General features: G+C 59.7%; 19 protein-coding genes. 9 read left to right on the top strand and 10 right to left on the bottom strand.

Annotated elements, in window-relative coordinates; all coding sequences use genetic code 11:
- Positions 1–64: 64 nt before the first annotated feature.
- The 8 genes from ABIE35_RS01750 to ABIE35_RS01715 form a co-directional block, all read right to left on the bottom strand.
- Positions 65–1,390, bottom strand: a complete 1,326-nt coding sequence (locus tag ABIE35_RS01750) for a D-glucuronyl C5-epimerase family protein (RefSeq protein ID WP_354512157.1) — start codon at positions 1,388–1,390, stop codon at positions 65–67.
- Between the two features lie 325 nt (positions 1,391–1,715).
- Positions 1,716–3,464 carry a heparinase II/III domain-containing protein gene (locus ABIE35_RS01745; RefSeq protein WP_354512156.1) on the bottom strand — a complete coding sequence of 583 codons (1,749 nt, stop codon included), beginning with the start codon at positions 3,462–3,464 and terminating at the stop codon, positions 1,716–1,718.
- On the bottom strand, positions 3,448–5,487 hold the full coding sequence (locus tag ABIE35_RS01740) for a glycosyltransferase (RefSeq protein WP_354512155.1): 2,040 nt from the start codon (positions 5,485–5,487) through the stop codon (positions 3,448–3,450). Before ABIE35_RS01740 ends, ABIE35_RS01745 begins: the two co-directional genes overlap by 17 nt.
- A gap of 121 nt (positions 5,488–5,608) precedes the next feature.
- Positions 5,609–8,500: a heparinase II/III domain-containing protein gene (locus ABIE35_RS01735; protein WP_354512349.1), complete on the bottom strand. Its 2,892-nt coding sequence runs from the start codon at positions 8,498–8,500 to the stop codon at positions 5,609–5,611.
- 250 nt (positions 8,501–8,750) lie between these two features.
- Positions 8,751–9,893, bottom strand: a complete 1,143-nt coding sequence (gene wecB / locus ABIE35_RS01730) for a non-hydrolyzing UDP-N-acetylglucosamine 2-epimerase (protein ID WP_354512154.1) — start codon at positions 9,891–9,893, stop codon at positions 8,751–8,753.
- A 606-nt stretch (positions 9,894–10,499) separates the two neighbouring features.
- On the bottom strand, positions 10,500–12,077 hold the full coding sequence (locus ABIE35_RS01725) for a hypothetical protein (RefSeq protein WP_354512153.1): 1,578 nt from the start codon (positions 12,075–12,077) through the stop codon (positions 10,500–10,502).
- Positions 12,078–12,351: 274 nt separating this feature from the next.
- Positions 12,352–12,924, bottom strand: a complete 573-nt coding sequence (locus ABIE35_RS01720) for a YdcF family protein (RefSeq protein ID WP_354512152.1) — start codon at positions 12,922–12,924, stop codon at positions 12,352–12,354.
- 60 nt (positions 12,925–12,984) lie between these two features.
- Positions 12,985–13,449 carry an Lrp/AsnC family transcriptional regulator gene (locus tag ABIE35_RS01715; RefSeq protein WP_280623364.1) on the bottom strand — a complete coding sequence of 155 codons (465 nt, stop codon included), beginning with the start codon at positions 13,447–13,449 and terminating at the stop codon, positions 12,985–12,987.
- 171 nt (positions 13,450–13,620) lie between these two features.
- Between ABIE35_RS01715 and pdhA the strand changes: the two genes are divergently transcribed.
- The 6 genes from pdhA (at position 13,621) to ABIE35_RS01685 (ending at position 18,877) form a co-directional block, all read left to right on the top strand.
- Positions 13,621–14,814: a pyruvate dehydrogenase (acetyl-transferring) E1 component subunit alpha gene (gene pdhA, locus ABIE35_RS01710; RefSeq protein ID WP_354512151.1), complete on the top strand. Its 1,194-nt coding sequence runs from the start codon at positions 13,621–13,623 to the stop codon at positions 14,812–14,814.
- Positions 14,811–15,911, top strand: coding sequence for an alpha-ketoacid dehydrogenase subunit beta (locus tag ABIE35_RS01705; protein WP_354512150.1), 1,101 nt, complete (start codon positions 14,811–14,813; stop codon positions 15,909–15,911). Before pdhA ends, ABIE35_RS01705 begins: the two co-directional genes overlap by 4 nt.
- A 2-nt stretch (positions 15,912–15,913) precedes the next feature.
- The gene (locus ABIE35_RS01700; protein ID WP_354512149.1) at positions 15,914–17,389 is read left to right on the top strand and encodes a dihydrolipoamide acetyltransferase family protein; all 1,476 of its coding nucleotides are present in this window, start codon (positions 15,914–15,916) and stop codon (positions 17,387–17,389) included.
- A gap of 287 nt (positions 17,390–17,676) precedes the next feature.
- Entirely contained in the window at positions 17,677–18,060 is a 384-nt protein-coding gene (locus ABIE35_RS01695) for a DUF4259 domain-containing protein (RefSeq protein WP_354512148.1), read from the top strand.
- Positions 18,061–18,173: 113 nt separating this feature from the next.
- Positions 18,174–18,578, top strand: coding sequence for a VOC family protein (locus tag ABIE35_RS01690; RefSeq protein ID WP_354512147.1), 405 nt, complete (start codon positions 18,174–18,176; stop codon positions 18,576–18,578).
- On the top strand, positions 18,575–18,877 hold the full coding sequence (locus ABIE35_RS01685) for a winged helix-turn-helix transcriptional regulator (RefSeq protein WP_354512146.1): 303 nt from the start codon (positions 18,575–18,577) through the stop codon (positions 18,875–18,877). Before ABIE35_RS01690 ends, ABIE35_RS01685 begins: the two co-directional genes overlap by 4 nt.
- Positions 18,878–18,911: 34 nt before the next feature.
- On the opposite strand, the gene ABIE35_RS01680 is transcribed toward ABIE35_RS01685, so the two are convergent.
- Together ABIE35_RS01680 and ABIE35_RS01675 are read right to left on the bottom strand one after the other, a co-directional pair.
- Positions 18,912–19,715, bottom strand: a complete 804-nt coding sequence (locus ABIE35_RS01680) for a MerR family transcriptional regulator (protein WP_354512145.1) — start codon at positions 19,713–19,715, stop codon at positions 18,912–18,914.
- Positions 19,676–19,969 carry a helix-turn-helix domain-containing protein gene (locus ABIE35_RS01675; protein ID WP_354512348.1) on the bottom strand — a complete coding sequence of 98 codons (294 nt, stop codon included), beginning with the start codon at positions 19,967–19,969 and terminating at the stop codon, positions 19,676–19,678. The genes ABIE35_RS01680 and ABIE35_RS01675 overlap by 40 nt, the downstream gene beginning before the upstream one ends.
- A 32-nt stretch (positions 19,970–20,001) precedes the next feature.
- Between ABIE35_RS01675 and ABIE35_RS01670 the strand changes: the two genes are divergently transcribed.
- The 3 genes from ABIE35_RS01670 (at position 20,002) to ABIE35_RS01660 (ending at position 23,623) form a co-directional block, all read left to right on the top strand.
- Positions 20,002–20,214 (top strand): DUF4177 domain-containing protein, encoded by a 213-nt coding sequence (locus ABIE35_RS01670; protein ID WP_354512144.1) that lies wholly within the window; start codon positions 20,002–20,004, stop codon positions 20,212–20,214.
- A 213-nt stretch (positions 20,215–20,427) separates the two neighbouring features.
- Entirely contained in the window at positions 20,428–22,635 is a 2,208-nt protein-coding gene (locus tag ABIE35_RS01665) for a S8 family serine peptidase (RefSeq protein WP_354512143.1), read from the top strand.
- A 115-nt stretch (positions 22,636–22,750) separates the two neighbouring features.
- Positions 22,751–23,623, top strand: coding sequence for an MBL fold metallo-hydrolase (locus ABIE35_RS01660; protein WP_354512142.1), 873 nt, complete (start codon positions 22,751–22,753; stop codon positions 23,621–23,623).
- Positions 23,624–23,684: the final 61 nt, after the last annotated feature.

Raw genomic sequence — 23,684 nt, 5'->3', positions numbered from 1 at the left:
GGTCTCTTTGGCGCCGTATAACAAATGCCCCCACCCGCAGGGTGGGGGCATTTGTTGGTTGTGGCTACTTGTGTTTGTGCATGTCGAAGCGTTCGAGCATGAGGCGTTCATCCTGATACGCCGGATGGTCGGCCCACAATGACGGAGCGTGCCTCCATTTGTCGAGGTAGTAGCCCAGGATCTCGCTGCCAGACTGCTCCACGATCTTGGTGAGCGTATCAATGTGGATGTAGTGATAGACGTTGAACTGCCGCCCGGTGAGTTTCTTGGAGAAGTTGGTGGGGTGTGCAACCATCTCCGCAGCAATCCATGGCACTGGAACCTCAAGAAGGTTCTCTCCGGGCAGTAGATCGAACTCTTTAAGGTGCTTCTGACCGGTTATCTTCGGCACACTCCCGAAGGGGTTATAGATCGTCTCCCCAATAGCCACCTTTACTTGAGCTGCATGTTCAGCGGTGACCTTCATCAAAAGTCGGTTAGGCGCGGGCCAAGAGAACCTGCTCAAACGAACCTTGATGCGCCCCAACTTGCCATCTCGAATGCTCAAGGGACCTGCTTTGAGAGCTTCCCCCGCCTGATCGCCCTCCACGTTCGCATTGAAGACGCCTGCTGAGGGAACCACTACCTGACAATCTGTCACTTGCACGTCGCTGCCCACGGCATTGAGCTGGAAGGTAGCGTCGCCTTCGAGTTTGTAGCGAGAGTTGGCGAGCTCAGGGACGTCGTAGAGGCCGATGACGCTTTCCATGCCCCGGACGGATTTGTGGAACACTTCCCAATCGCCCTCATCATTCGTGGCCTTCGCCACGTCCAACAGGATGCACGTCGCTGTGGTCCATCCATTCAGCGTGCAGTTCGGGAAGGTTGCCGGGTATTCCTCGATAATGAGTCCACCGTCGCCGGTGTAGCGCGCCACGCCGCCGTCCTCTACGGGGATGGTCAAGCTGGTCAGGACAGCCTTCAGTGGTTCGCGGAACCGTTCGGTATCCGGGTATGCGAGGAGCTTACTGAGGACGTCCACGTAACGGGATTGCGTGAGGCCGCTGTACCAGGTGCCCTTTTTGCTGGAGACCTTGGCGCGTTCCTCGTCGTAATTGAATACCAGGCCGTCGTGCAAAGGCTCCATCATGGCGACAGAGATGTCAGCGACCCGAATGGCAGCTTCGAGGAAAATGGGATCCTTGGTGAGCCCATACTGGATCAGATAGTCAGTGATGACGTAAGGGCCATAGATCGGGTGCGCCATGAGCACACCATCAGTCCGGCGGCCAGGGTATCCGTTGGGCAAGAACTCTATGCGGTAGTAATCCCAGATGGCTTTGCGCTCCATGCGGAGCGGCGGCAAACCAACCTCGTGTTCATTGGTCACGTAGTCGGTAGATGAGCCCATGAGTTCCCCAGTTGTTAGGTCGATATTACCAAGGACCTACGTTACCGGTTGGAACAGACCTGTCCCTTGTTCAGACGGGAAGCACCGTCACAATATGGCCGCCTGACGTTGATGGCGCCGGATAAGCAAAGCACTGACTTAGCACACCGCCATGCCCCAACCTTCGTATGAGGGTTGCTGAATGTTCGCATACTCCACGCCTGGCGAGGAGGGACGGTTTGAAGTCAGGATGTTTTAGGCCTTGACTCTCTCATGTCGCTCCTAAGAGCACTCATGAGCCAAGAGCTCCTATTTGTCTCAGTCTCAGGAGATCCTTCTGGCGTACCTAGTCCACGTTGTCGAAGGTGAACATGCTCCTGAACACGTGGTGGCGGGTTTTCCTGGCCTCCAAACAGACGGACCAAACGCCCTCGCGGGTTCCGTCCTCGACTGACCGCCAGCCCCGGAGAGGGTTGTCGGATTCACGTACTGGGCCTTGGACAGAAGCGCCCGGTTCCGTCCTTAACGTCAGATGCCACTCTCCACCGGCTGGAGACCAAGAGAGCCCGGCAGAAGGGGATGCACTTAATGTCAATGCCCCAGAGAGATTGAACCAAACCTGGTAGTCCCGCTTGACGGCATCTGTAGACTGCACGTCATCTGTGACGGTGAGACCAATGCCAGGCCTCAACTCGACCGTCCTCCGGTGTGTCCATCCTCCGTGCTCCATGCGCCCTTGCAGGATGAACACGTCTCCCACTTGCTTGCATAGTCCAAGTCCGGAGCCTGCGGGAGCGCGACGCCGATCGTGGTCTCTGCCATTGGCGGTCACAGTGTTGTGCGCCATCGTGGACTCGACAAACCGTCGGAAAGGATCGGCGTAATAGAAACCGTCGGCGCGAAGGGGAGAGTCTATCGGCAGTTGTGCCCCATACCCATAACGGCCGCCTTCGACCAATATCTCCTGCCCCCGGTCATACCAGACGAAATTGAGATCGTCTGCGTGTTTGTGCGCTCTCCCGTGGAAGGCCGCTGTGAAAGCGAGATAAGACGAAGTTGACTGTCCTGCTTCTCCTCGCGGCTGAGGCGAACGGACAAAGGCGTAGCCAGAGTCCGGAAATACTCCCAGTTCTGTTGGGCACGCCTGACCGAATGAACCTCCCGACATCAGAAAGTTGGTTTCCGGGCTCAGTGTCAGAGGATGACTCCCGTCTATCATTTTGACATACGGTGTATCACCCAACGGGACCAGCGAACCATTGGGCTGGATCATCCAGCCCAGCAAGTCGGCGGCCTTGCGCAGGCGGCCCGTCAGTTCGGAATCTTCGATGAGGCCGTTGTCCACCGCAATCTGGAAGGATTGCATGAGCATCCGATGATATTCGGGGGAGTGCTCGCTGTGGCCGCCGTCAGGAAGGAACTGTGTTCGGATCATGACTGCCAGCCGTCTGCGGCCCTCCTCAGCCAGCCCGCTCATCTCTGGCACAGCTTCAAGAGCTGCGCCCAGTACTGTCTGACCGATGGCCACAAAATAGCCGTGGTTAGTGCTTGGATTGAACGAGCTTTCGAGGGCGAATTCGAGCCTATGCCTGTCTACAGCACTGAGCAGGGATCGCAGTTCCTGGATAGCAATGCCGTTTTTTGCCCCCAGATAGATGAGGCCAGCGAGTCGAAGGGCGCGCTGTCCGAGAGCCATGTTGTACCAGACGATCGCGTTGTCTGTCTCCTGGTCAGAATACCTTTCCGACCAGGAGACTGCACGATCCAAGCACCATTGAAGGTAGATCCTCTCGCCAGTACGGACAAACTCCTGAATTGGCCTATCCATGAATTTCCAGCCGTGAAGCTGGGAACCCCAGCTTCTGTCGTCCGCGCAGAGAGTATCCCAGGCGAGGGGCAGCGAGAGATCCAGCCGACCATAGTCTCCGGCCTTCCAGCCGTTGCTGGCGACATCCGAATCGGAATCACTGATTAAGCTGTCGAACCAAACTGCGTCCGAAAGATCAGGGCGGTGACTTGAAGCGATCCATTGCCGAAGTGCTTCAATATCAGCGTCCGTTAATTGCTGGAACAGCAATTCAGACGCGGATTGCATTCGCCGCCAGATTCGCATACTGGTTGTTATAGACAGCCGCGTTGGCTTCCCACGAGCGACTTTCACGTACCCAAGTCGCGCCGGCTGCCGCCATCTGGCTCCGCGTCTCAGGGCTTGAAACCAGGTCGGAGAGTACGTCCGCGAGTGAGTCACTGTTTCCGGCCTGGAACAGAGCGGCCGAGCCGCTTGCCTCCGCAATTTCCTTGAGCGCGTCGACGTCAGACATGACAATCGTTCGTCCCGTTGCAAAGGCTTCAAAGGGTTTCAGGGGCGTGACGAGCTGGCACACAGCTGCTGCCGTGCGTGGGACAACGAAAATGTCGATGAGCCCGTAATAGCCCAGAATGTCCTCGTGGGGTACGCGCCCTGTGAAGAGAGCATCGTGAAGTCCGAGCGACGCAGCTGTGGCCTTGAGGGAGTCGAGGACTGGTCCATCGCCTACCACCAGGAGCCGGACGGGAACGCTCAGGCGTTCACGCAACTGTCGGAAGGCTTCGATAAGAACCGGTACGCCCTCATATTCGACCAGGGATGAAATGTACCCGATGACGATCTCGTCGCTCTGTATGCCAAGCCTGCCAGCCAACTCGGCATTTCGCGTTTGAACCGGGAATTGGTCGCCACTGACAGCGTTCGGCACTACCGAGGTCTTGTCCTCCGGGCACCCTTCGGCCGTAATTCGGCGTTTCATGACCTCTGCGAGGGTGAACACATGGTCCGCTGCTTCCCTGCAATCACGCTCGCGTTCCCGACGCCATGCGTAGGTATCAGGGACGCCCCAGCGACTGCTGAATGCCTCGATGTCTTCGATACCGCTGGCTTGGGCCATTCGTGAAAGCCAAGACTCTTCCCAGAAGCCGCGGCTTTCGTAAATCACAGGAATCTCGAAGTAGTCACCAACAGCCCTTGCGGAGAGAGCATTGAAGAAGTCAGAGTGGGCATGGAGAACAGCAGGACGCACCTCTGCAACCACTCGCGCGAGTTCCTCGACGTTGGCGCTGAGCCAGGTAGTCAGGGGAGTGTTCAGTCGGATGGGTCCCGTCGGGAGATGGTAGGTGACACCGTCAACGTCCATCTGCGCGGCTACGTCGGCGTTCACTGCATCGCCTACCTGATTGCACACGTGTACTTCCAACCCGGACTGGATCTGGGCTAAGGCCGTGTAGTGCGTACGCAGCGTATATCCCGACTGTGTAGTCGGGAGAACTTTGCCCACTACGTGCAGAATGCAGTTCGGCTTGGGAGTAAAGTGCTCGTACGGTCCTTGTGGCTCAGGCTTGAAGGCACCGGAGAAGATTTTGACCTCTTCATCGCGTAACGCGACTGCACTGGCCAATTTCTCGTTGTGCTTCCGGCTAAGCACTACCCGCAGGACATGCTGGCTCTTGGCTGTGTATCCGAGCTTGCGCAGCTCACTTGCCAGGCCACGCAGAGACGTCATATTGATCTTCTCAAAGATCGAATGGGCTTCGAGCATCTCGTAGACTGCCAAGGGCTTGGCGTTGAACTGCGTCTCAGCAAGTTTCTTGACCTCGGAACCGGAGAAAGAGTGCCAGTTTCTCCCGTCAAGCGCCACAAGATCGAACTGCCGTTCGAGGTGTCGCTCCTCGGCCTCTCGGACCTTTTCTTCGTGTTCGGACTTAAGGTCCTCGACGAGTTGCAGCAAGCGCCCGTGCTCGGCCTCAAGCTCAGGCGTGGGCAAGGGCAGTGTCCTGGTCGAGTTTCGGACCTCATCTGACAACTGTGCCGTGGAGGCGTTGTGGGCTTTCTTCAGGTCGGTTAGCTGTGCTGTCGAGGCGCTCTGGGATTCTCCCAGATCAGTCAACTGCCGTTGCAGAGTCAGCAAGTACTTCTTTATTGAGGCCTGGGACTCGCGCTGCAAGCGACGGTTCTCCTTCAGCCTCCCAACTAGGCCGGTGGTGGCAACGCTGATGGCGACAAGAGCGACCACAAACAAAGCGATGATGACCACCGCGCTTGCCGTCGAAGCCGCCTGCGGCAGCAGAGTTAACAACGTTCCCAAGAAAATGAAGGCAAAACCCGCAACTGCGGAAAGGCCGATGGTCCTGTCAGAACTGAGTCTTCTGTTAATGTGCAACGTGTTTCCTAAGTCAACGAAATCTGGTCGGTGCAATAGTGTTGCATCAGTGGATTAATGAACTGGCACTTTTCGGAAATTGCTCCAAGGCGGCGGAGCGGAAATGGGCATAAAGCTCGGCCTTGGCGGCCACGTGCCCAGGACCCCACTCAACATCAACGAATTTGATCCGATCTTCGTGGTTGCCGTGTTCGGACTCCAGCATTAAACGGAACGGGTTACGGTGTTTTGTGACGTGGTGGGTATCGCCTGTGTTCTGGACGTAGAGGATACGGGGGAGGTGTTCCAGCATCGCATACGTTTCGACCACGGACGTGGAAAGCCTGAAGGCGCGTGCTTCTTCCACATCGACGTCAGACTTCAAACAGGTGGATAGAGCCACATCTGCGCTTGTCCGGAAGTATTCCTTTACGTCGGTTTGGGGGTTGAAGACCAGTGCGACGGAATCGGGGAGGTATGCGGCAACCTGAAGGGCAGTGAATCCGCCGCCCGAGCTGCCCGACAAAAGAATACGCGTTGCATTCGTTTCGAGCTGAAGCTTGCGGATGCACTCGGCCATGAACCGATGGACATTGATGCTGCCATCTCCGAGGTACCAAGAGAGGGTCATGTTCTTGTTGAGGTCCAGTGAGGGGTCCTGGAAGACGGCATGGTTTCCCCCTTCCATAAGCTCGGAAGTCAGCCCCTGGAAGAAAGGCAACGTCGTCTTGGTTCTATTGATCGCGCCATGGAACCTGACGGATAAGAGATCAGACGGCCCACGTCCTACCGCGAAAGGCAGAACCAGGCCACCCAGGTTGGCGGAGTAAATCTTGGACTTCTCGTCTTCCTCGAAACCGATCTCATTCGGAGAGCTGATGGTCTGGATCTTGCGGCCATAGGTCTTTGAGCGAAGATCAACGCCGGACCAGGCAATCAGTGGTTCACGCATCACGCCCAGAGCGCTGTTGTTCAGCTCGATTTCTTCAGTGAGGTCGTTCCCCAGGAGATCCACGATGCCCGTACGCAGGCCCTGATCATCGCTCGAGTTATCGGGGGCGTCGAGAAGAAGGTTGAGAAGAACACTCAAAGCTTCCAGCCGCGCACTTCGGGTGTTGTCCTGTTGGGCAACCCACGTCTTCAAATGGCCCCAGTACCTCGTGGTGAACAGGCCGTCATCCGGTTTGGGCGCTGACCACACGGTATTTGCGTCGCGGCAAAGGTCCATGGTCTTAAGCCAAGCTGACTTCACGTCGTCCAGTTCGGAGGAAATCGTTCCTTCCTCGCCGAGGGTGACCGAAACGCGATCCTCTTCCACGGTCAGGTTGAACTGGTAACGCCCGGAGAGCGCACTCAACGCTATTCGTCCGCCGGTGGCATCCATTTTCTTAACAGAGAAGTTGCCCGATTGTGGCGCGGCAATGATGGTGATGAACCGGAAACGCCGCCCGCTCTGTGTGGCGGAGACAACCTGGGTTGGCAATTTCTCCATCCATTTCCTGGACATCCATCCGTCGAAGGGTTCTTCTGAACCCTTCGCAACTGAGATGGCAGGCGCGTTGCCCTTCCAAAGGAGGAAGGAGGACGTACCATCGCGATCCAATCGCAGGCCGCCCGGGATATCCTCCACTGCGGTGTCCGTGTCAAGATGCCATCGCTGTCTGGCGGAGACCTCGTCGGCACTGAATACGTTGTCTACGACGAGTAAGAACTCGCCACCACGGCAGTAGACGACACGCCTCTTCAGTTCGACGCCTTTATACCCGGAATCCGCGAAGGTGAAGTCGTCGACTTCATCGCTGGTGAATGACCGGATGAGGGCCACTTCGGACTTGGGGTTGTATACCCTGTCCTCGACTTGCACTACGTTGTGTCCAAGCCGGGACAAGCAGTAGTCGCGCATGGCGTCTTTTTTGTACGCGTACTTACCGGCGTCAACCAACCAGGGATGGCCGTTTGAATGAAGGGTCAGGGAAGCGCCATCTTGGTGACCATGTACGCGGTTGGCCTTGCCGAAGGACAGGGAATAGAAGGTTTCCTTCTTGAAATCACGTTCGTGATCGCCCCAGCCGCTGCGCCCGAAGACATACCCCTTCTGATAAATCTTTGTGAGCTCGGCGGGCGGTTGTCCCGTAGCACCTTCCGACTTCACGTAATCCAATTCGGGGGACGACAACGCTCCCGGAGTGGTGGCTTCAGTATCACCAATCAGTTCGAAATTGCCGTCGGGCTTAGTGGCGTGGGCTAATTCCAGGTAGGCGAGATTCAGCCTGTCGGCGGAGGCCGGACGAGGCACGCCTTCCACATCCAGACGCTTGAAGGCCTCTTCCCACCACACAAGGTTGTTTTTGTGGTAGCCGATGGCCCCTTCGACATTTACGCCCTGTTCGTCATAGTTTTCCTCGAACAAGCTCGTGAGGCGCTGTATCGCCAGTTGCGTCCATTCCGAGTTGCCCAGGGCTGAACCGATGACGAAAAGGGCCTGGTGCTGGTGCAGGGCATGATTTGAATGACCGAGATGCTTGGAGTCCGCCAACCACAAGCCGTGTGCATGAATGGACTCCGCCAGCCATTGATCTTCGCCCTCCTGAACCAGCGGGAGGCCAAACGTCAGGACCATGGCACGCAGCGCTTCCACCATGTCAGCCCATGCATAGCTGACAAAATTGCCCTGTTGGTCCTTCGCCTTTGGGTCCGACTGAGGATTCGCTTCAATCCACGACTTGCACGTTTGGAGCCAAAACTGCTGTGCTTCCCGGTCTCCAGCCATGGCTACCCTGCGGACCGGCTCCAACCAGCGCAGCATGTGAAGCTGCGCCCGCCAGTTCCGTTGCCCGAACGGATCTGCATTCCAGTCGATGCCGTCCTGGAAATTCCACGTCGGGTGAGGACGCATGCTGAGCTTACCGGCGAGGAGCTCGTCAGCAAGGGCACGGTCCGTTGACCTCTTCCTGAACATCTCTCCGAACGTCTGGCGCCGAACGACGTCGAGATCTATTGTGTGGGTGGTCATGCGATTCCTTACGCCGTAATCGGGCTATCTGCCCCGCAACGGCCACATTCGAGCACTATCTTAGGTGAGCGCCGCCAGGAGCAACTGTCACAAACAGAGCAGGGCAATGCGTAACGGCCGCCCGGAGGCAAGAGTGCCTACCCTCAACGGATAGGTAGCTGCCCTGGCCGGACAGGCCGGCCAGGGCAGTTTCAAATTAGCTTACGAAATCGGGGATGCGTGCACCGGTCCCCAGGAGCTGGGCCACAGCGGCAACTGTCCGCTCGGCAGCCTTTCCGTCACCGTAGGGGTTTACGGCGTTGGCCATTGCGTCGAATGCGTCCTGCTGATTCAGGAGGCGGTCAACTTCCTTGACGATCTTCTCTTCGTCAGTGCCGATAAGCGTTACAGTTCCGGCGTCAACGGCTTCCGGCCGCTCCGTGTTATCGCGCATGACCAGAACCGGCTTACCGAGACTCGGTGCCTCTTCCTGCACTCCGCCGGAGTCTGTAAGAACGATGTGCGCCAAGGAGAGCATCCGCGTGAATTCGCCGTAAGCCAAGGGCTCAGTGACGATGACGTTCTCTTTGCCTTCCAGTGCGGGCAGAACCGCTTCGCGAACAACAGGGTTCTTATGGGCCGGCAACACAATCACCAATTCCGGCTCTGCTTCGGCAATGCGAGCCAGAGCGCGTCCAACACCACGCATCGCATCGCCCTGGTTCTCTCGGCGGTGCGTTGTCACCAGGAGGATTCGGCGACCGCTGGCAGCAAGCTCCTCCAGCTGCGGATCTGAGAACGGGATGTGCTTGTCCACGGTGGTCAGGAGTGCATCAATGACTGAATTGCCAGTGACGACGATATCGCTTTCGGAGATCCCCTCGGCCAGCAGATTGCCGCGGCTGACACTAGTCGGGGCCAAGTGAAGGCTGGCGATCTGGCTCGTAATTTTGCGGTTTGCCTCCTCAGGGAACGGTGAGAACAGGTCACCGCTCCGGAGTCCGGCCTCTACGTGCACCACGGGAATGCCGTGGTAGAAAGCGGCGATGGCGCCGGCCGTGGATGTAGTCGTGTCACCTTGGACAATGACAGCGTCGGGCTTGTTGGCCGCAAAAAGTTTGTCCAAGCCGTCAATCGTACGGGTCATGATGGCGGACAACGATTGGCGTTGCTGCAGGATATTCAGATCGTGGTCCGGGACGATTCCAAACAACTCGTTGACTTGGTCCAGCATCTCTCGGTGCTGACCAGTGACGGTCACCACGCACTCGAAGTCTGCGGACTCTTGAAAGGCGGTCACGATCGGAGCCATTTTGATGGCTTCCGGACGTGTACCGAAAATTGGCATGACGATGGGCATGGATTCCCCCGAGAAAGGCAGTGGCTGACCAGCCGATGCTATCGCACCGTCCCTCAAGGTCCTTAATTACGTATGACGCAAGTTATCGCTTAGCGGCCAAACATCAAGGTCAGTGCCAGAACCGGAATACTTAGCGAGACAAGCGTCACAACTACCAGGGCTATCAGTCGTTTACGACGAAGACTCGCGTCCTTCGAGAGGGCCGAGGAGGCCCGCTCGGTCTTTTCTGGCGACAACTTGAGCGCCGGCTGTGGCTGAGATGGTGTTCGGTCGACAGTTGTGGGCCGGGCCTGCACTGCCGTCAGCTTCCTGGGCTCATGCCCAGGCAGAAGTGTTGAGGGAACATCCCCCCTGAAACGGCGCCGTCGCATGTGGCGCGGAGAAGGCGAGAGGGCGGCTGTTCTGGAAACAGAGTTCGTCACTTCATCACTCCTCAGATGCGTTGAAACGAGACGGGGCTACAGTCAATTCTTGCATTCGAGGGCCCAAGTGACATATCCGACCACGTGAAGAGTGCCGCAAAGTGCCTTCCAAAGGAGGACTCCGTAATGCGACGTGGCGATGGCGGTCGCCTCGCCTGAGCGAGCGACCGCCATCACAGGTGGGTCAACCGCGATCGGAGTAGAGGGCGTCGTTCCTTACTCCTGAACCGTTGGTCACATTGATGAAGTAGTTCTTGCCCGAGCCCAGGGAGGTGCTCCCGAGCCTTGCCGTCACCGACTCAAGAAGTGGGTTGATACCCAGTTGTTCCCCGTACGTTGCGTTGTAGTTCGTGGCTGTAACGGTCTTGTCGAACACCCTTCCGTAAGCATCGGTCCACTTGACCTGTATCGTCCCCCCGCTCAGATTATGACCAGTAACCAAGACGTCACCGTTCCCATAGAAAATGGAATCGGTAATCACGGGAGTCATACTGGTGGTCTTGAGGCGCTCGAGCATGGGGGCATAAGTTCCAGTGCAGGTGAAGTACGGGTCCCACATAAAGGAAATGACCTTTCCTGGAGTGTTGCCCAACTGCTGCAGCTGCTTGTTCATTCTTGACTTGGTGGTCTGACCGCGCAGGCTGTCGTTGCAAGGATTCTGCGAAGTTGCTGGCGCCATGCCTTCCAGATTTGCCCATAGCTCCGCCCCTGTGCCCTCAACACCTTCAGCCAGGGCTACAAAGTATTCGCGTGTTGGGGCCATGTACTTGGAACCCCAAGTGCCGCTGCCCACTATCGCGGCTGCATACTGATCGACGCTGTTTCCAGATTCGCTTCCGAAGAATGAAGCACCCTTGCCGGTGCCCATGCCGTCCTGGACTGCGATCGCGAGGTCTACGCCGTTCGCAGTGTTGGCAATGTTCTCGACTGCTTCGCGCGCCTGATCAACTGTGACTCTGCCGGAGAAAGCGCTACGCGAGTCGATATACGGGCTGACAATTGCTGAACGAGTTGGCTGGTACTGGGCAATCCTCGAATTCTGGATTTCGTATACCTTCAGGACAGCATCCCAGACGGCCCCATTGCTGAGTGGCATCTCCGTGTGGTGGTAGAAACCTGCGAGGCCGGGAACATCGTTGACTTTCGCTTGATAGAGCAGGAAACGGGCCGTAAAGAGCGAAAATGTTGCTTGGTAGGAGAGATCGGGTAAGTACGTTATGTCAGTTCTCTTGACCGGTGCGGGCAAACCAGCGTAATACTTCATGCCCAGGTTGGTGGCTGTCTTGCCCAGTGAAATAGATATTGAGGACTGGCCGCCGGTAATCACAACAACGTCATAGGTATTTGTAGGAGAAGTGCAACCGCTTCCTTGAACGGGCAGCAGCAGTATGGTGTATTTTGTCGTGCCGTTTGTGACGGTCTTATCACGGCCACACAGAACGGCCGGGGACCCCCATGAGCTGTTGTCCGAGTAGACGAAGTAGCGGTTCACGCTGACCCCGGACGCGGCGGCCTTCGCACAGTTGACGCCTGATATTGTGCACCCAGCCGGGATGGTCGACAGCGTTGCAGGCTTGAGCAGCGAACCGAAGGTGATGACGGTGTCTCCACCCACTGACTTTATGTCTGACAGTTTCTTCAAATTGTTAGCATCACTGGTGCTGCCATAGATGAAGTAACCGCTGATGGGATAAACAGGAGAAGTTGCAGCTTGGGCCGGGGACCCGTGAAGGATGCCGAGCACCAGAACGACAGCTGCCATAAGGCCGGCTATAAGGTGACGGGATCTGCGGGGAGGAAAAGGTGTCGGCTCTGCTCTGAAAGTGGCCACGGAGGATCCTTGGGCTCGTAGGGTGAGACCTTGGACCTATGGCAAAAGGATGGCGCGCTGCATCCCCAAAACTCAATAGCTTGACCACAACCTTCATGTAGCCAAAAAGTTTGCAATACATATGAGGTGCTTTGACTCTGAAGTCGACGGTGATCGATATGACGTTACTAGTTTTGTCATACCAGCCAACTCAGTGGGCCCGGCTCTAACTACTCGAGCACTCGGGTCGCATCCACGTGTCGATCAACCCGCCTGTTTCCACCACGAACCGGTCCAGCCAAGCGCCAGCGGAAAGGTCCGGCTGGGACCCGACCATCTGCACTTCCGCCGAGGTGCATTGCTCAATAAGAGTGCCGGCGCGCATCACGTGATACTCCGACGTCACCACCGTCACGGACTTCCAACCATGGTCTGCAATCAAGTCGCGAAGAGCTTCGGCCTCGCCCCTCGTATTCAGCGGTGAGGGGCGGAAACACACCAGGTCAGGATCGTCCTGATCCTCGTCGCACAGCGCATCGCCCTCCACGTTGCCCGCCAGGCCAGTCGTCGACACCACGAGGACAGGTATATCCAGTTTCTTCTGCAATTTCTGAGCCACAGGCAACCGTTCCTTGCTCATGCCGCCCAGAACAACGATCGCATCAGTACGGTGAGGGGTTGCCTGCGGAGGGTCGTAGAAGAATTGAAACGCGGCGATCAACCAAAGAACCGCTGCCAGCATGCATGCCCCCACGAAAACGCCAATGGCGCGTGTGGCGGAGGCAGTCTTGAGGGGCACGGGGACAGTCTAAGGTTCCCAAATGGGTGCTCCCTCCCAGCAAAGGACCGTCCAGAGGCATTACCGGGTATCAACATCCTCAAAGACAAGGAAAGTCTGCGTATCCTGCACGCCGTCCATGGACTGCAACTGGTCGAAGATCACACGCCGGAGGTGAATGTTGTCCGTTGCCCGGACCAAAAGAATGACGTCAAAGTCTCCGCCTACCAAGGCGATGTGGTGGATCTCCGGGATCGCGCGCAGCTGTTCCTTGAGTTCGCGCCACGAGTGCTGCTGAACTTTCAACGTCACGTAGGCCGATGACCGAAGGCCGGCTTTGATGGGATCCACCAGGGCCGTGAACTTGGTCAACACACCTTCGCCCGTGAGGCGGGCGATCCTTGTATAGGCGTGGGCGCGGCTGATGTGCACGTTCTCGGCCACTTGGGTGACGGACATGCGCCCGTCGGTGGTCAGCTCCCGGATGATGTCCCGGTCCACACTGTCCAGCGGTACGGCGGTCTGCTCCGCCTCGGCCTCGCTCACTGGCTCTCCAATTCGTCTACAGCACGGGCACGTTACCCAGCTCACAATTGCAATTCGTCTTTCAGAATACCCATTCCAGGAAAGGGCTTCCATGATTCAGCGGAAAGCTGGATACGAAACAAGGCTCGGGAACATACTGGAAGCACATAGTGGCTAGAGAAGGACGGACCAATGACGATCCACGCAGACCACTCTGCGCCGGAAACGGCTGTAGAGGACCACGCCGCTGACGTTCGAACAAAATTCGGCATCAGCGTTGAGGACTACATGCTCCCCGCCCGGCACCAGATCCAAATGGTGAACCCGGACGGCACCCTCCGCTCCCATGACGAGCAAGGCACCGAGCCCGGCCACGAGTACCCCACGCCCAGCGATGCGGAACTGATGGCCGCTTACGAGCAGCTCGTCGTCGGACGTCGCGTCAACGATCAGAACTCGGCGCTGGTCCGTCAGGGCCGCATGGCCGTCTACCCCTCAAGCCACGGCCAGGAGGCCTGCCAGGTTGCAGCTGCCATGTGCCTCAGCGACGGCGACTGGCTGTTCCCCACTTACCGTGACGCCGTCGCCGTCATGACCCGCGGGGTGGACCCCGTTGAGGTGATGACCATCTTCCGCGGCGATTGGCACGGCGGGTACGACCCCAAAGAGCACAACGTGGGCATTCAGTGCACGCCGCTGACCACACAGCTGCTGCACGCCGTCGGCGTCGCGCATGCTGCCAAGCTCCGCGGTGAAGACACGGTAGTCATGGCCATGTGCGGCGACGGAGCAACCAGCGAAGGCGACTTCCACGAGGCCCTGAACTTCGCCGCCGTCTTCCACCTGCCCGTCATCTTCTTCGTGCAGAACAACAAGTACGCGATCTCCGTACCGCTCAGCCACCAGTCCGTGGCGCCGTCCCTGGCTCACAAAGCTGTGGGCTATGGCATGGCCGGTGAGCGCGTTGACGGCAACGACCTCGTCGCGCTGCTCGCAGTCATGGACCGCGCAGTGAAGCTGGCCCGCGAGGGATCCGGCCCGCTGTTGATTGAGGCCCACACGTACCGCATGCAGGCCCACACCAACGCGGACGACGCCACGCGTTATCGCCCGGACAGCGAGGTTGCTGAATGGCAGGCCAAGGATCCGCTGGCACGCATGAAGTCCTACCTCACTGACAAGGGCCTCCTCGATGACGAGGCCAGCAACAGGATCGCCGAACATGCAGAAGCCGTAGCCACCCAGCTCCGCGAGGGCCTTGGTGAGGACGTCCCGGTCCAGCCGCTGGACCTCTTCAAGTACGTCTTCGACAAGCAAACGCCGCAGCTGAAAGAGCAGTCCGAGCTGCTTGCGAGCGAACTCGCACGAGAGGAGAGCGCAAAATGACCGTCACCACCACCGCCAACGGCACCACCGCAGCCAACGTCAGCGCAGCCACCGCCAGCGCCGCCGCTTCCGCAGCGGCCACTGCCGAAGCAAGCGGCCCGCAGAGCCTCACCATGGCCAAGGCACTGAACACCGCGATGGCCGACGCCATGCGCTCAGACCCCTCCGTCCTGGTATTCGGCGAAGACGTCGGAATGCTGGGCGGCGTCTTCCGCATCACCGACGGCCTCATGGCCGAATTCGGCGAACAACGCTGCTTCGATACCCCGCTGGCTGAGTCAGGCATCGTGGGTATGGCGGTTGGCATGGCCATCAACGGCATGCGGCCCGTCATCGAAATGCAGTTCGACGCCTTCGCCTACCCGGCCTTTGAACAGATCGTCAGCCACGTTGCCAAGATGCACAACCGCACCAAGGGCAAGCTCAAGATGCCCATGGTCATTCGTGTGCCCTACGCCGGCGGCATCGGGGGAGTGGAGCACCACTGTGATTCCTCCGAGTCCTACTACGCCCACACCGCAGGCCTGAAGGTGTACACGCCCGCCACAGTGGCCGATGGCTACCGCATGCTCCGCGAAGCCATCGACTCCGATGACCCCGTGATGTTCATGGAGCCCAAAAAGCTCTACTGGTCCAAGGACCAGGTGGACTTGGGTGCACTGCGCGCAGAGCACGACGCCGGCACCTCCACCGAGGGCCGCGCGGCTGTCGCTCGTCCCGGTACGGATGCAACGCTCATCGCGTACGGCCCGTCGGTTCCCACCGCGCTCGCCGCAGCCGCGGCCGCTGCAGAGGAGGGCCGCTCACTTGAGGTCATCGACGTCCGCACCCTCGTCCCCTTCGACGACGAGACCGTCTGCGCGTCCGTACGTAAGACGGGACGCGCCGTCGTGATCGCCGAAGCCCATGGATTCGCGTCCGTGTCCTCCGAGATCGTGGCCCGCGTCCAGGAGCGGGCGTTCCACTACCTCGCCGCCCCGATCCTGCGAGTGACCGGCTTCGACGTCCCGTTCCCGTCTCCCAAGCTGGAGCACTACTACCTGCCAAGCGTCGACCGCATCCTCGACGCCGTCGACGACCTTCAATGGGAGGACTGACCATGAGCTCAGATATGCAGGTCTTCAAACTGCCCGATCTTGGGGAGGGCCTCACCGAGGCCGAACTGGTGAACTGGCTCGTCGCCGTGGGCGACGAGATTGTGGTTGACCAGCCCATCGCCGAGGTTGAGACCGCCAAGTCCATGGTTGAGGTGCCCTCGCCTTACGCCGGCACGGTTGCCGAGCTGCACGGTGAGGCCGGTCAAACGCTCGACGTCGGCAAGCCGCTGATCTCGATCGCCCGCGCTGGTTCGGCTTCGCCCGCTGCCGCTCCTGTTCCTGCTCCGGCTGGTTCTGTTGATCCTTCGCCGGTGTCCTCGGGTCTCGACGTTTCGTCGGCCGTGGAAGCTGCTGCCGAGACCTACCGGACTGAAGAGAAGGCCGGCTCCGGCAACGTACTGATTGGGTACGGTACGCCAGGGGGAGCGACCAGTGGCCGGACGCGTCCGCGGAAGGCGGGTATCGGCGTCGGTTCTTCTGTTTCAGTGGCTGAGCCTGTTGCTGAGCCGGTGATGGAGCCGGCTGTGGCGGGGACGCGCATCCCTGGCAAGCTCAGTGCTGTCATCTCTCCGCTCGTGCGGAAGATGGCGCGCGACCACGGGGTTTCCCTCGACGCGATTGAGGGTTCCGGTTCCAGTGGGCTAATCATGCGGCGGGACGTAGAGGCTGCTATTACGGCGCCTTCCGTTGCTGCGCCTTCTGCTCCCACTCCGGTGGCCGCACCCGTTGCCGCCTCTTCTGATGCGGGTGCCGTTGATAGCCGGACAGGTCTGTCCGTGACTGCGCGGACGCCGGTTCGTGGTGTCCGCAAGGCTGTTGCCGCGAACATGACCCGCAGCCGCTCGGAGATTCCGGAAGCGACCGTTTGGGTGGACGTGGACGCTACCGCGTTGCTGGAGATGCGGGCCGAACTCAAAAAGCGCGCACCGCACGATACCCCTGGTCTGCTGGCCTTCATTGCTCGTTTTGTCACGGCTGGGTTAAAGAAGTACCCGGCTTTGAACACGCGCTTTGAAACCGGTTCGGACGGCTCGCAGGAGATCGTCGGTTTCGGCGGCATCAACCTCGGCTTCGCCGCCCAGACCGACCGCGGACTCGTGGTCCCGTCCGTCCGGAACGCCCATGAGATGAGTGCCCGCGAGCTGGACGCCGAGATCCGCCGACTCACCGCCGTCGCGCGTGACGGGAAGGCGACCCCCACTGAACTGGGCTCCGGCACCTTCACGCTGAACAACTACGGAGTATTCGGTGTGGACGGCTCCGCCGCGATCATCAACTACCCTGAAGTTGCGATGCTGGGCGTGGGCCGAATCATCGACAAGCCCTGGGTGGTCAACGGTGAATTGGCCGTCCGTAAGGTCACCGAACTGACCTTGGCTTTCGACCACCGCGTATGCGACGGCGAAACCGCGGCCGGCTTCCTCCGGTACGTTGCTGACGCAATCGAGAACCCGGGTGGAGCGCTCGCGGATATGTAGCACCCCGCACGCTCTCTCACATCCCGCGGGCTTGAGCCGGACGCTCTATCACTTCCCGCGGGCTTGAGCCGGACGCTCTCTCACCACCCGAACAGTTCCTCCGTTCTGCCCACAGGCGGGCCTCCCATTCCGGGTTGCCCGCTGGGTGGGTGGACGCTGAATCTATGCCTATGGCCCGGCGAGCCCAATTCCTCTTGCAGAAGCAGTGGCGTGGAATGGAGCTCAACCAAAAACGTCCTTAGGCGGACGTTTCAGACATGATGAACACACGACGAGAGGAGTTCGGAATGGGTGCTTGGTCCACGGGAAGTTTCGGCAATGACGATGCCCTCGATTGGTTTGGTGATCTGAAGGAAGCGCCGGAGGTATTTCCCTTTATTCAGGAAACGCTTGCGGTTGGTTCCGCGGAGAGCATCGTTGCCGCCGGTGCTGTATTGGCCCTCCTGAGTGGCAACAGCGACATAGAGGTTCATCCTCATGTGGCCGAGTGGGCTGCTGGCAGGCCTACTCCGCCCGCGGCTCTGAAGCGGAGCGCTGCGAATGCCATCCAGGACATCATCGAGGATCCTGAGGCCGATGGGCACGATGTGTGGGCGGAACTCGGTGAAGACGACGAAGACTATGTGGCATGGCTTGCAAACCTGAAGAAGATCCAAACCCTGTTGCATTGATGGTTGTCCGGTTCGCGGTTCACCGGCGGGTTCGGTAGGGAGTGCACCTGCCGTGTCAGGTTCGCTTTACCCGGGTATTGACGCCGCACTTGCATTTTGCAAGTATGGGCCGCATGAGCCTCTTTATTACTTGCCCGGTTGAGAGCGTAGAGCGAGCCACAGCTTTCTATAGCGCCCTTGGCTGGACCCTCAACACTGAGATGTCCGATCACAACGTGTCATGCTTCGCGATCGCGCCTGAGCAGTACGTCATGCTCGGCAGTCGCGAGATGTACGCGAGCGTCGGCGGCGCCGAGGAACTGGTCGGCGGACCCGACACCCCCTCGAAAGTTACGGTCTCATTCGACCTCGGCAGTCGCGAAGCGGTGGACGAACTCATCGAACGCGCAGGTGCCGCCGGCGGGAGGATTGGTGACACCGACGACTACCCCTTCATGTACCAGCGCCAGTTCGACGACCCCGACGGCTACCACTACTCACCGTTTTGGATGAAGCCGGACGCCGATCCGACCGCGTGAGCAACCTCGCCGCGGCCCTCGACGTCGTCGGAGCACGGTGGGCCCTACTGATCGTGGAGCGGCTGCTCGACGGACCACAGCGTTACGGCGATCTGCAGCGCGACTTGGGAGTGCCGACCAACATGCTCGCGACGCGCCTGCGCGAGCTTGAGGCCGCAGGCGTACTTTCCCGCCTGCCACTCCGGCACAACACCCGGGCCTACGCGCTGACCGATAAAGGGCTCGCCTTGCGCGAGGCCATCGTTGCGCTGGAACGCTGGGGCGGCGGGCAATGCCCTGGGGGTGCCCCGGAAACCTAAGCTTCCAGACGCCGTTAAAGGAGCCCCTGGGATCTTAGCCCTGCCGAACTGGCTGCTGTAACTCGGTCACCCAGTCGGACTGATCATCTGAAATCGCTCGGACGTAAAGTTCCCGGCACGGCCCTGAGTGAACAAGCCCTCGAGCGAAGATCTCAGCGTGGAGCGCCTGCCAGCTTTCTGCAATGTGTTCCATGGAGCCTAGATGGACGCCGCAGACGGCATTTTCAACACCGGGTAGCTCGATGATCTCGATGCCGTCGCGGGCGGGGCCCGTGTAGGCGTAGCCGGCGATGATTTGCAGGCCGTCGTCAACCGTCTCGTACAGCGCGACTGGTGTGTCCAGAGCTCCATGTTCATCGCCGATGATCCGGGAAACGGCGTCAAAGGAGGGACCCACGACACTTGCGACCTCAGGTTGGTCTGTTACGACCGCGCGGCGGGCTGCGAGGCGGACAGCGGGCAGAGACTTCTCGATGATCTCGATCTGGGACATGTGGTTCTCTTTCTCGATGAGATGGAGCCGCCGTTGCACGTCGACGAGGCGGCCAGCAGCGATCTGGTGTTCCTGCTCAACCTCTGCGCGGCGAATCCGCAACAGAGCTGCGATGCGATCGGCCTCGACGCCTTGGTCAAGAATCGACGAGATGTCGTTTAGGCCGAAGCCGAGTTGGCGCAGGGCAACGATTCGATGCAGGCGCTCAAGCTGTGAGGGGTCATAGGACCGGTAACCGCTGAACTCGTCAACGTGGGCTGGCACGAGCAGACCTGCGTTGTCCCAATGCCGCAGCATCCGGTGGGTCACCTGCCCGATCTGCGCGAAAGCTCCGATGGATAACATGACTCAGTTCTCTCGCCTTCCACAGTGTCAGAGTCAAGTATCGCCCGACGCCGATCCCTTCCGCGCTCCTTAGTAGGAGAGGGGCAGGCGGCGAAGGCTCCCGGCGTTGTTCCCAGAACGCGCCGGAAATGCCGGGTCAGGTGCGACTGATCATGGAAGCCTGCCTCTACTGCTGCAACAGAAACCGGGTGGCCGTCGAGAAGAAGGCGTCGGAGCAGTGGTTGCGCCTCCGCCGGCGTCGAGTAGCCTTGCACGCAACCGTCCAGCGACAGAAGGAAGTGGTGCAATGCAGCAGTACGTCGTTCTCCAAGTGATCCTGAGAGAGAAGATGTGGGGCGCCGGTTCGGGCAACCTTCCCTCTCTGGAAAAGGCCATCAACGATCAAGCCGCAAAGGGGTACCGGCTCCACACCATTACCACCGCCAGCAGCGGGAGCAAGGGAGTGATCGGCGGAGGTGACCGGATCCAGGCGACGATGGTGTTTGAGCGCGTCGGCTGAGTTTTTTGGGTTTGGATAATAGTCCGTCTCGTCCCTTCCTCTGAGGGGGCCGGGCTCCTTGGCTGGTTGCTGTCGCCGCAACAGTCACAAACTGCGTTTTGTACACCATAAAGCCGGGAGTCAGCTTACAATTCCTTGGGGGTCAACTGGTGGTCTCCAGTTGCCCGCAATCAGCCGCTCAGGGTTGGTCGCGACGTCCCAAGGATGCCCCTGATGGTTAATGACTCCCGAATCCGGTCCCTGAGAGCTGCAGGTCTGGCACTCACTACTCTTCTGATCGGCGGCGGCCTGGCCGTCCAGCCGGCCGCAGCAGACACCCTGGATATTGTTCCCGCGGGGCCGCAGTTGCTCCAGCCCGCCCCCGAATCTCCCACAGATCAGTTCATCGTGGGGATGAAGGACGCCACGGTCCAGTCCACCGACAAAGCAGTGCGCGATGTTGCAGGCAAAGCGGCGAGCTCGCTCGGTGCCGTGGCCGAGGCCTCCCGCCAGAACGCCGCGGGCGGGCACATCATCAAGTTGGACAAGCCGCTTTCCGCCGCCGAGTCTGCCCTTTTCGTCAAAACGCTGCGCACCGATCCCGCCATTGCCTACGCAGAGCCGGATGACATCATGCATGCCACCGCGGATGCCACTGACCCCGGCTTCCCGGATCAGTGGAACCTGAAGGGTCCTGCGAGCATCAATGCTGCCGGCGCCTGGGACTACGTCCGGGGCGAGAATGTTGTTGTTGCGGTGGTGGACAGCGGAATCACCCGGCACGAGGATTTGGACGCCAACGTCCTGCCTGGTTATGACATGATCTCCTACGCCGAGGATGCCCGGGACGGCGACGGCCGCGATCCGGACCCCACCGATCAAGGTGACTGGGAACCGGCCGGTGTATGCGAGGTGGGAAGCCCCGCCCAAAATTCGTCGTGGCACGGCACCCACGTCGCCGGGATTATCGCTGCGGTCACCAACAACGGACAGGGCATCACGGGCGTTGCGCCTTATGCACAGATCCTGCCCGTTCGGGCCCTGAGCTACTGCGGTGGCTACACCTCTGACATCGCTGAATCCATCATCTGGGCCGCCGGCGGAACTGTTACCGGCGCGCCGGTCAACCCCAACCCGGCCCGCGTGATCAACCTCAGCCTCGGCGGTATCAAGCCCTGCTCGGCCACCTACCAAAACGCTATTAACTTCGCCCGCAACGCGGGTGCCGCGGTTGTGGTTTCGGCAGGAAACTCCAACCGTCCCGCTGCCGATGCAAGCCCGGCCAACTGCGAAAACGTCATCACCGTGGCCGCCAGCAACGCTTCCGGCGGCCGTGCGCAGTACTCAAACTATGGCAGTGCAGTGGACGTCACAGCCCCTGGCGGCGACATGAGCCAGGCAGCTAAGAACGGAATCCTGTCTACCTTCAACTTCGGAAAAACCACCAGCGCCGGATCTGCCTACGCCTGGATGCAGGGAACCTCCATGGCGGCACCTCAGGTGGCTGGCCTGGCAGCGTTGCTGATCTCGGCCGAGGGCAGCAGTCTCACACCGGCCCAGGTGGAGCAGCAACTGAAAGCCAGTTCCAGGCCTCTTCCGGCGGGGTGCCCGGCTGGTTGCGGGGCTGGCCTTATTGACGCCAACAAGGCACTCAGCACGTACGGCGGGACGGCCCCGGTCAACAGGAGAAAGATCACCGATTTCGACGGCGACTCCCGCAGCGACGTCCTGGCCCGCGACTCCAGCGGGCGGTTGTGGCTGTACGCGGGCAACGGCTACCGCGGCTGGCTTGCTGCCCGCCAAATTGGTTCGGGCTGGAATGGCATGACCGCTATCGAGGCTCCCGGTGACTTCGACGGCGACGGCAATGCCGACGTCCTGGCCCGCGACTCCAGCGGCCGGTTGTGGCTCTACCCGGGCAACGGTTCCGGTGGTTGGCTTGCTGCCCGCCAAATTGGTTCGGGCTGGAACGTTATGACTGCCATTGAAGCTCCCGGTGATTTCAATGGGGACTACAAGGCCGATGTGATTGCCCGCGACTCCGCCGGTGTCCTGTGGCTGTATCCGGGTAATGGTTCCGGTGGTTGGCTTCCTGCCCGTCAGATCGGTCAGGGCTGGAACGTCATGACCGCCATTGAGGGCGTTGGTGACTTCAACGGAGACGGCAAAGCCGACGTCGTAGCCCGCAACGGCTCCGGAGCTCTTCTGCTGTACCCTGGTAATGGTTCCGGTGGCTGGCTCCCAGCTGGCCAGATTGGTCAAGGCTGGAACGTCATGACCGCCATCGAATCTCCGGGCGACTTCAACGGAGACGGCACTGTGGACCTTTTGGGTCGCGCCAGCAACGGCGACCTGGTCCTCTACGGCGGCAACGGTTCGGGCGGCTGGATCTATGCCACCCAAGTAGGATCCGGCTGGAACATCATGACTGCCATCCTCTGAAACACCGCACGTAAATCAGTGCGCCGCGATAGTGCGGGTTCCGCGCCCTCCCAGCTTTCCGTGGGTAGAGTAGAGGCCTGAACATCGCCGGATTGCACTGTAAACGGAGAATCAATTGTCAGCTTGGCTAGAACTCGGTCCCAACAACTACGTCCTGGAAACCGAGGGGTCCTTACTGAACACCGGGCTCGTGGTGGGCTCTGAACTCGCTATGGTCATCGACACCGGCTGTGGCCCCCGCCAAGGCCGGGAGATCCTCGCAGCAGTGCGCGAAAAGACCCAGCTTCCGCTGGTGGTTGTGAACACCCACGCCCACTACGACCACTACTTTGGCAACGCCGTTTTCGCGGACGACGGCGTCACGGAGTTCTGGGCGCACGCCAACTGTGCGGCGGCTATCGAGAAAGACGCCGACAACCAGCGACGCTTCGTGGCCACCAACGAACCCGAGATGGCAGCGGGGGAGGGTGACGCCGTCGACATCGTTGTTCCCAACGCATTGGTCCACGACCAGCCCGTGCTCGTGGACCTCGGTGGGATCACGGCCACACTCTTCTACTTGGGCAGGGCGCACACCGACGGCGACCTCCTGGTGGGCACCAGCACCACACTTTACGTTGGCGACCTGGTGGAGCAGGGCGCCCACCCGTCCTTCGAGGACTCGTATCCTGAAGAGTGGGCTGATGCCTTGCGGCACATCTCCGCCCTCCGCCACCGCTATGAATTCCTGGTTCCCGGTCACGGTAAACCTGCCAGCGACGAGTTTGTGAAGACCATGGCAGACACCATGAGTACGGCAGTCCGTCAGGCCACACAGTCCATCCGGGACATGCCGTCGGACGCGACCAAAGCGATTCCGGTCCTTCCCTACGGCCCTGAGCAGTCCCGCTGGTTCATCAAGAGGCTTCAGGAAACCAATGCCCAAGGAAGGGCATCGCTGGGTACCCCTGACTTTGGACCAGGAAAAACAGGTTCGTACCCTTCGTAACAAGGTTCCTTACGAATTTGTCACCTTGTTGACTCCCAACCATGGACTATTGGGTAACTCC

Source organism: Paenarthrobacter sp. 4246 (genome assembly GCF_040546855.1).
Taxonomy (GTDB): Bacteria; Actinomycetota; Actinomycetes; order Actinomycetales; family Micrococcaceae; genus Arthrobacter.
The sequence above is the reverse complement of the archived record's forward strand: the minus strand, read 5'-3'. Positions and strand labels throughout refer to the sequence as shown.

Bases quoted from the DNA above. Each gene is read 5' to 3' on its own strand.
- ABIE35_RS01750 (WP_354512157.1), bottom strand. From the start codon at position 1,390: ATGGGCTCATCTACCGACTACGTGACCAATGAACACGAGGTTGGTTTG.
- ABIE35_RS01745 (WP_354512156.1), bottom strand. From the start codon at position 3,464: ATGCAATCCGCGTCTGAATTGCTGTTCCAGCAATTAACGGACGCTGAT.
- ABIE35_RS01735 (WP_354512349.1), bottom strand. From the start codon at position 8,500: ATGTTCAGGAAGAGGTCAACGGACCGTGCCCTTGCTGACGAGCTCCTC.
- wecB (WP_354512154.1), bottom strand. From the start codon at position 9,893: ATGCCCATCGTCATGCCAATTTTCGGTACACGTCCGGAAGCCATCAAA.
- ABIE35_RS01725 (WP_354512153.1), bottom strand. From the start codon at position 12,077: ATGGCAGCTGTCGTTCTGGTGCTCGGCATCCTTCACGGGTCCCCGGCC.
- pdhA (WP_354512151.1), top strand. From the start codon at position 13,621: ATGACGATCCACGCAGACCACTCTGCGCCGGAAACGGCTGTAGAGGAC.
- ABIE35_RS01705 (WP_354512150.1), top strand. From the start codon at position 14,811: ATGACCGTCACCACCACCGCCAACGGCACCACCGCAGCCAACGTCAGC.
- ABIE35_RS01700 (WP_354512149.1), top strand. From the start codon at position 15,914: ATGAGCTCAGATATGCAGGTCTTCAAACTGCCCGATCTTGGGGAGGGC.
- ABIE35_RS01695 (WP_354512148.1), top strand. From the start codon at position 17,677: ATGGGTGCTTGGTCCACGGGAAGTTTCGGCAATGACGATGCCCTCGAT.
- ABIE35_RS01690 (WP_354512147.1), top strand. From the start codon at position 18,174: ATGAGCCTCTTTATTACTTGCCCGGTTGAGAGCGTAGAGCGAGCCACA.
- ABIE35_RS01680 (WP_354512145.1), bottom strand. From the start codon at position 19,715: ATGTTATCCATCGGAGCTTTCGCGCAGATCGGGCAGGTGACCCACCGG.
- ABIE35_RS01670 (WP_354512144.1), top strand. From the start codon at position 20,002: ATGCAGCAGTACGTCGTTCTCCAAGTGATCCTGAGAGAGAAGATGTGG.
- ABIE35_RS01665 (WP_354512143.1), top strand. From the start codon at position 20,428: ATGGTTAATGACTCCCGAATCCGGTCCCTGAGAGCTGCAGGTCTGGCA.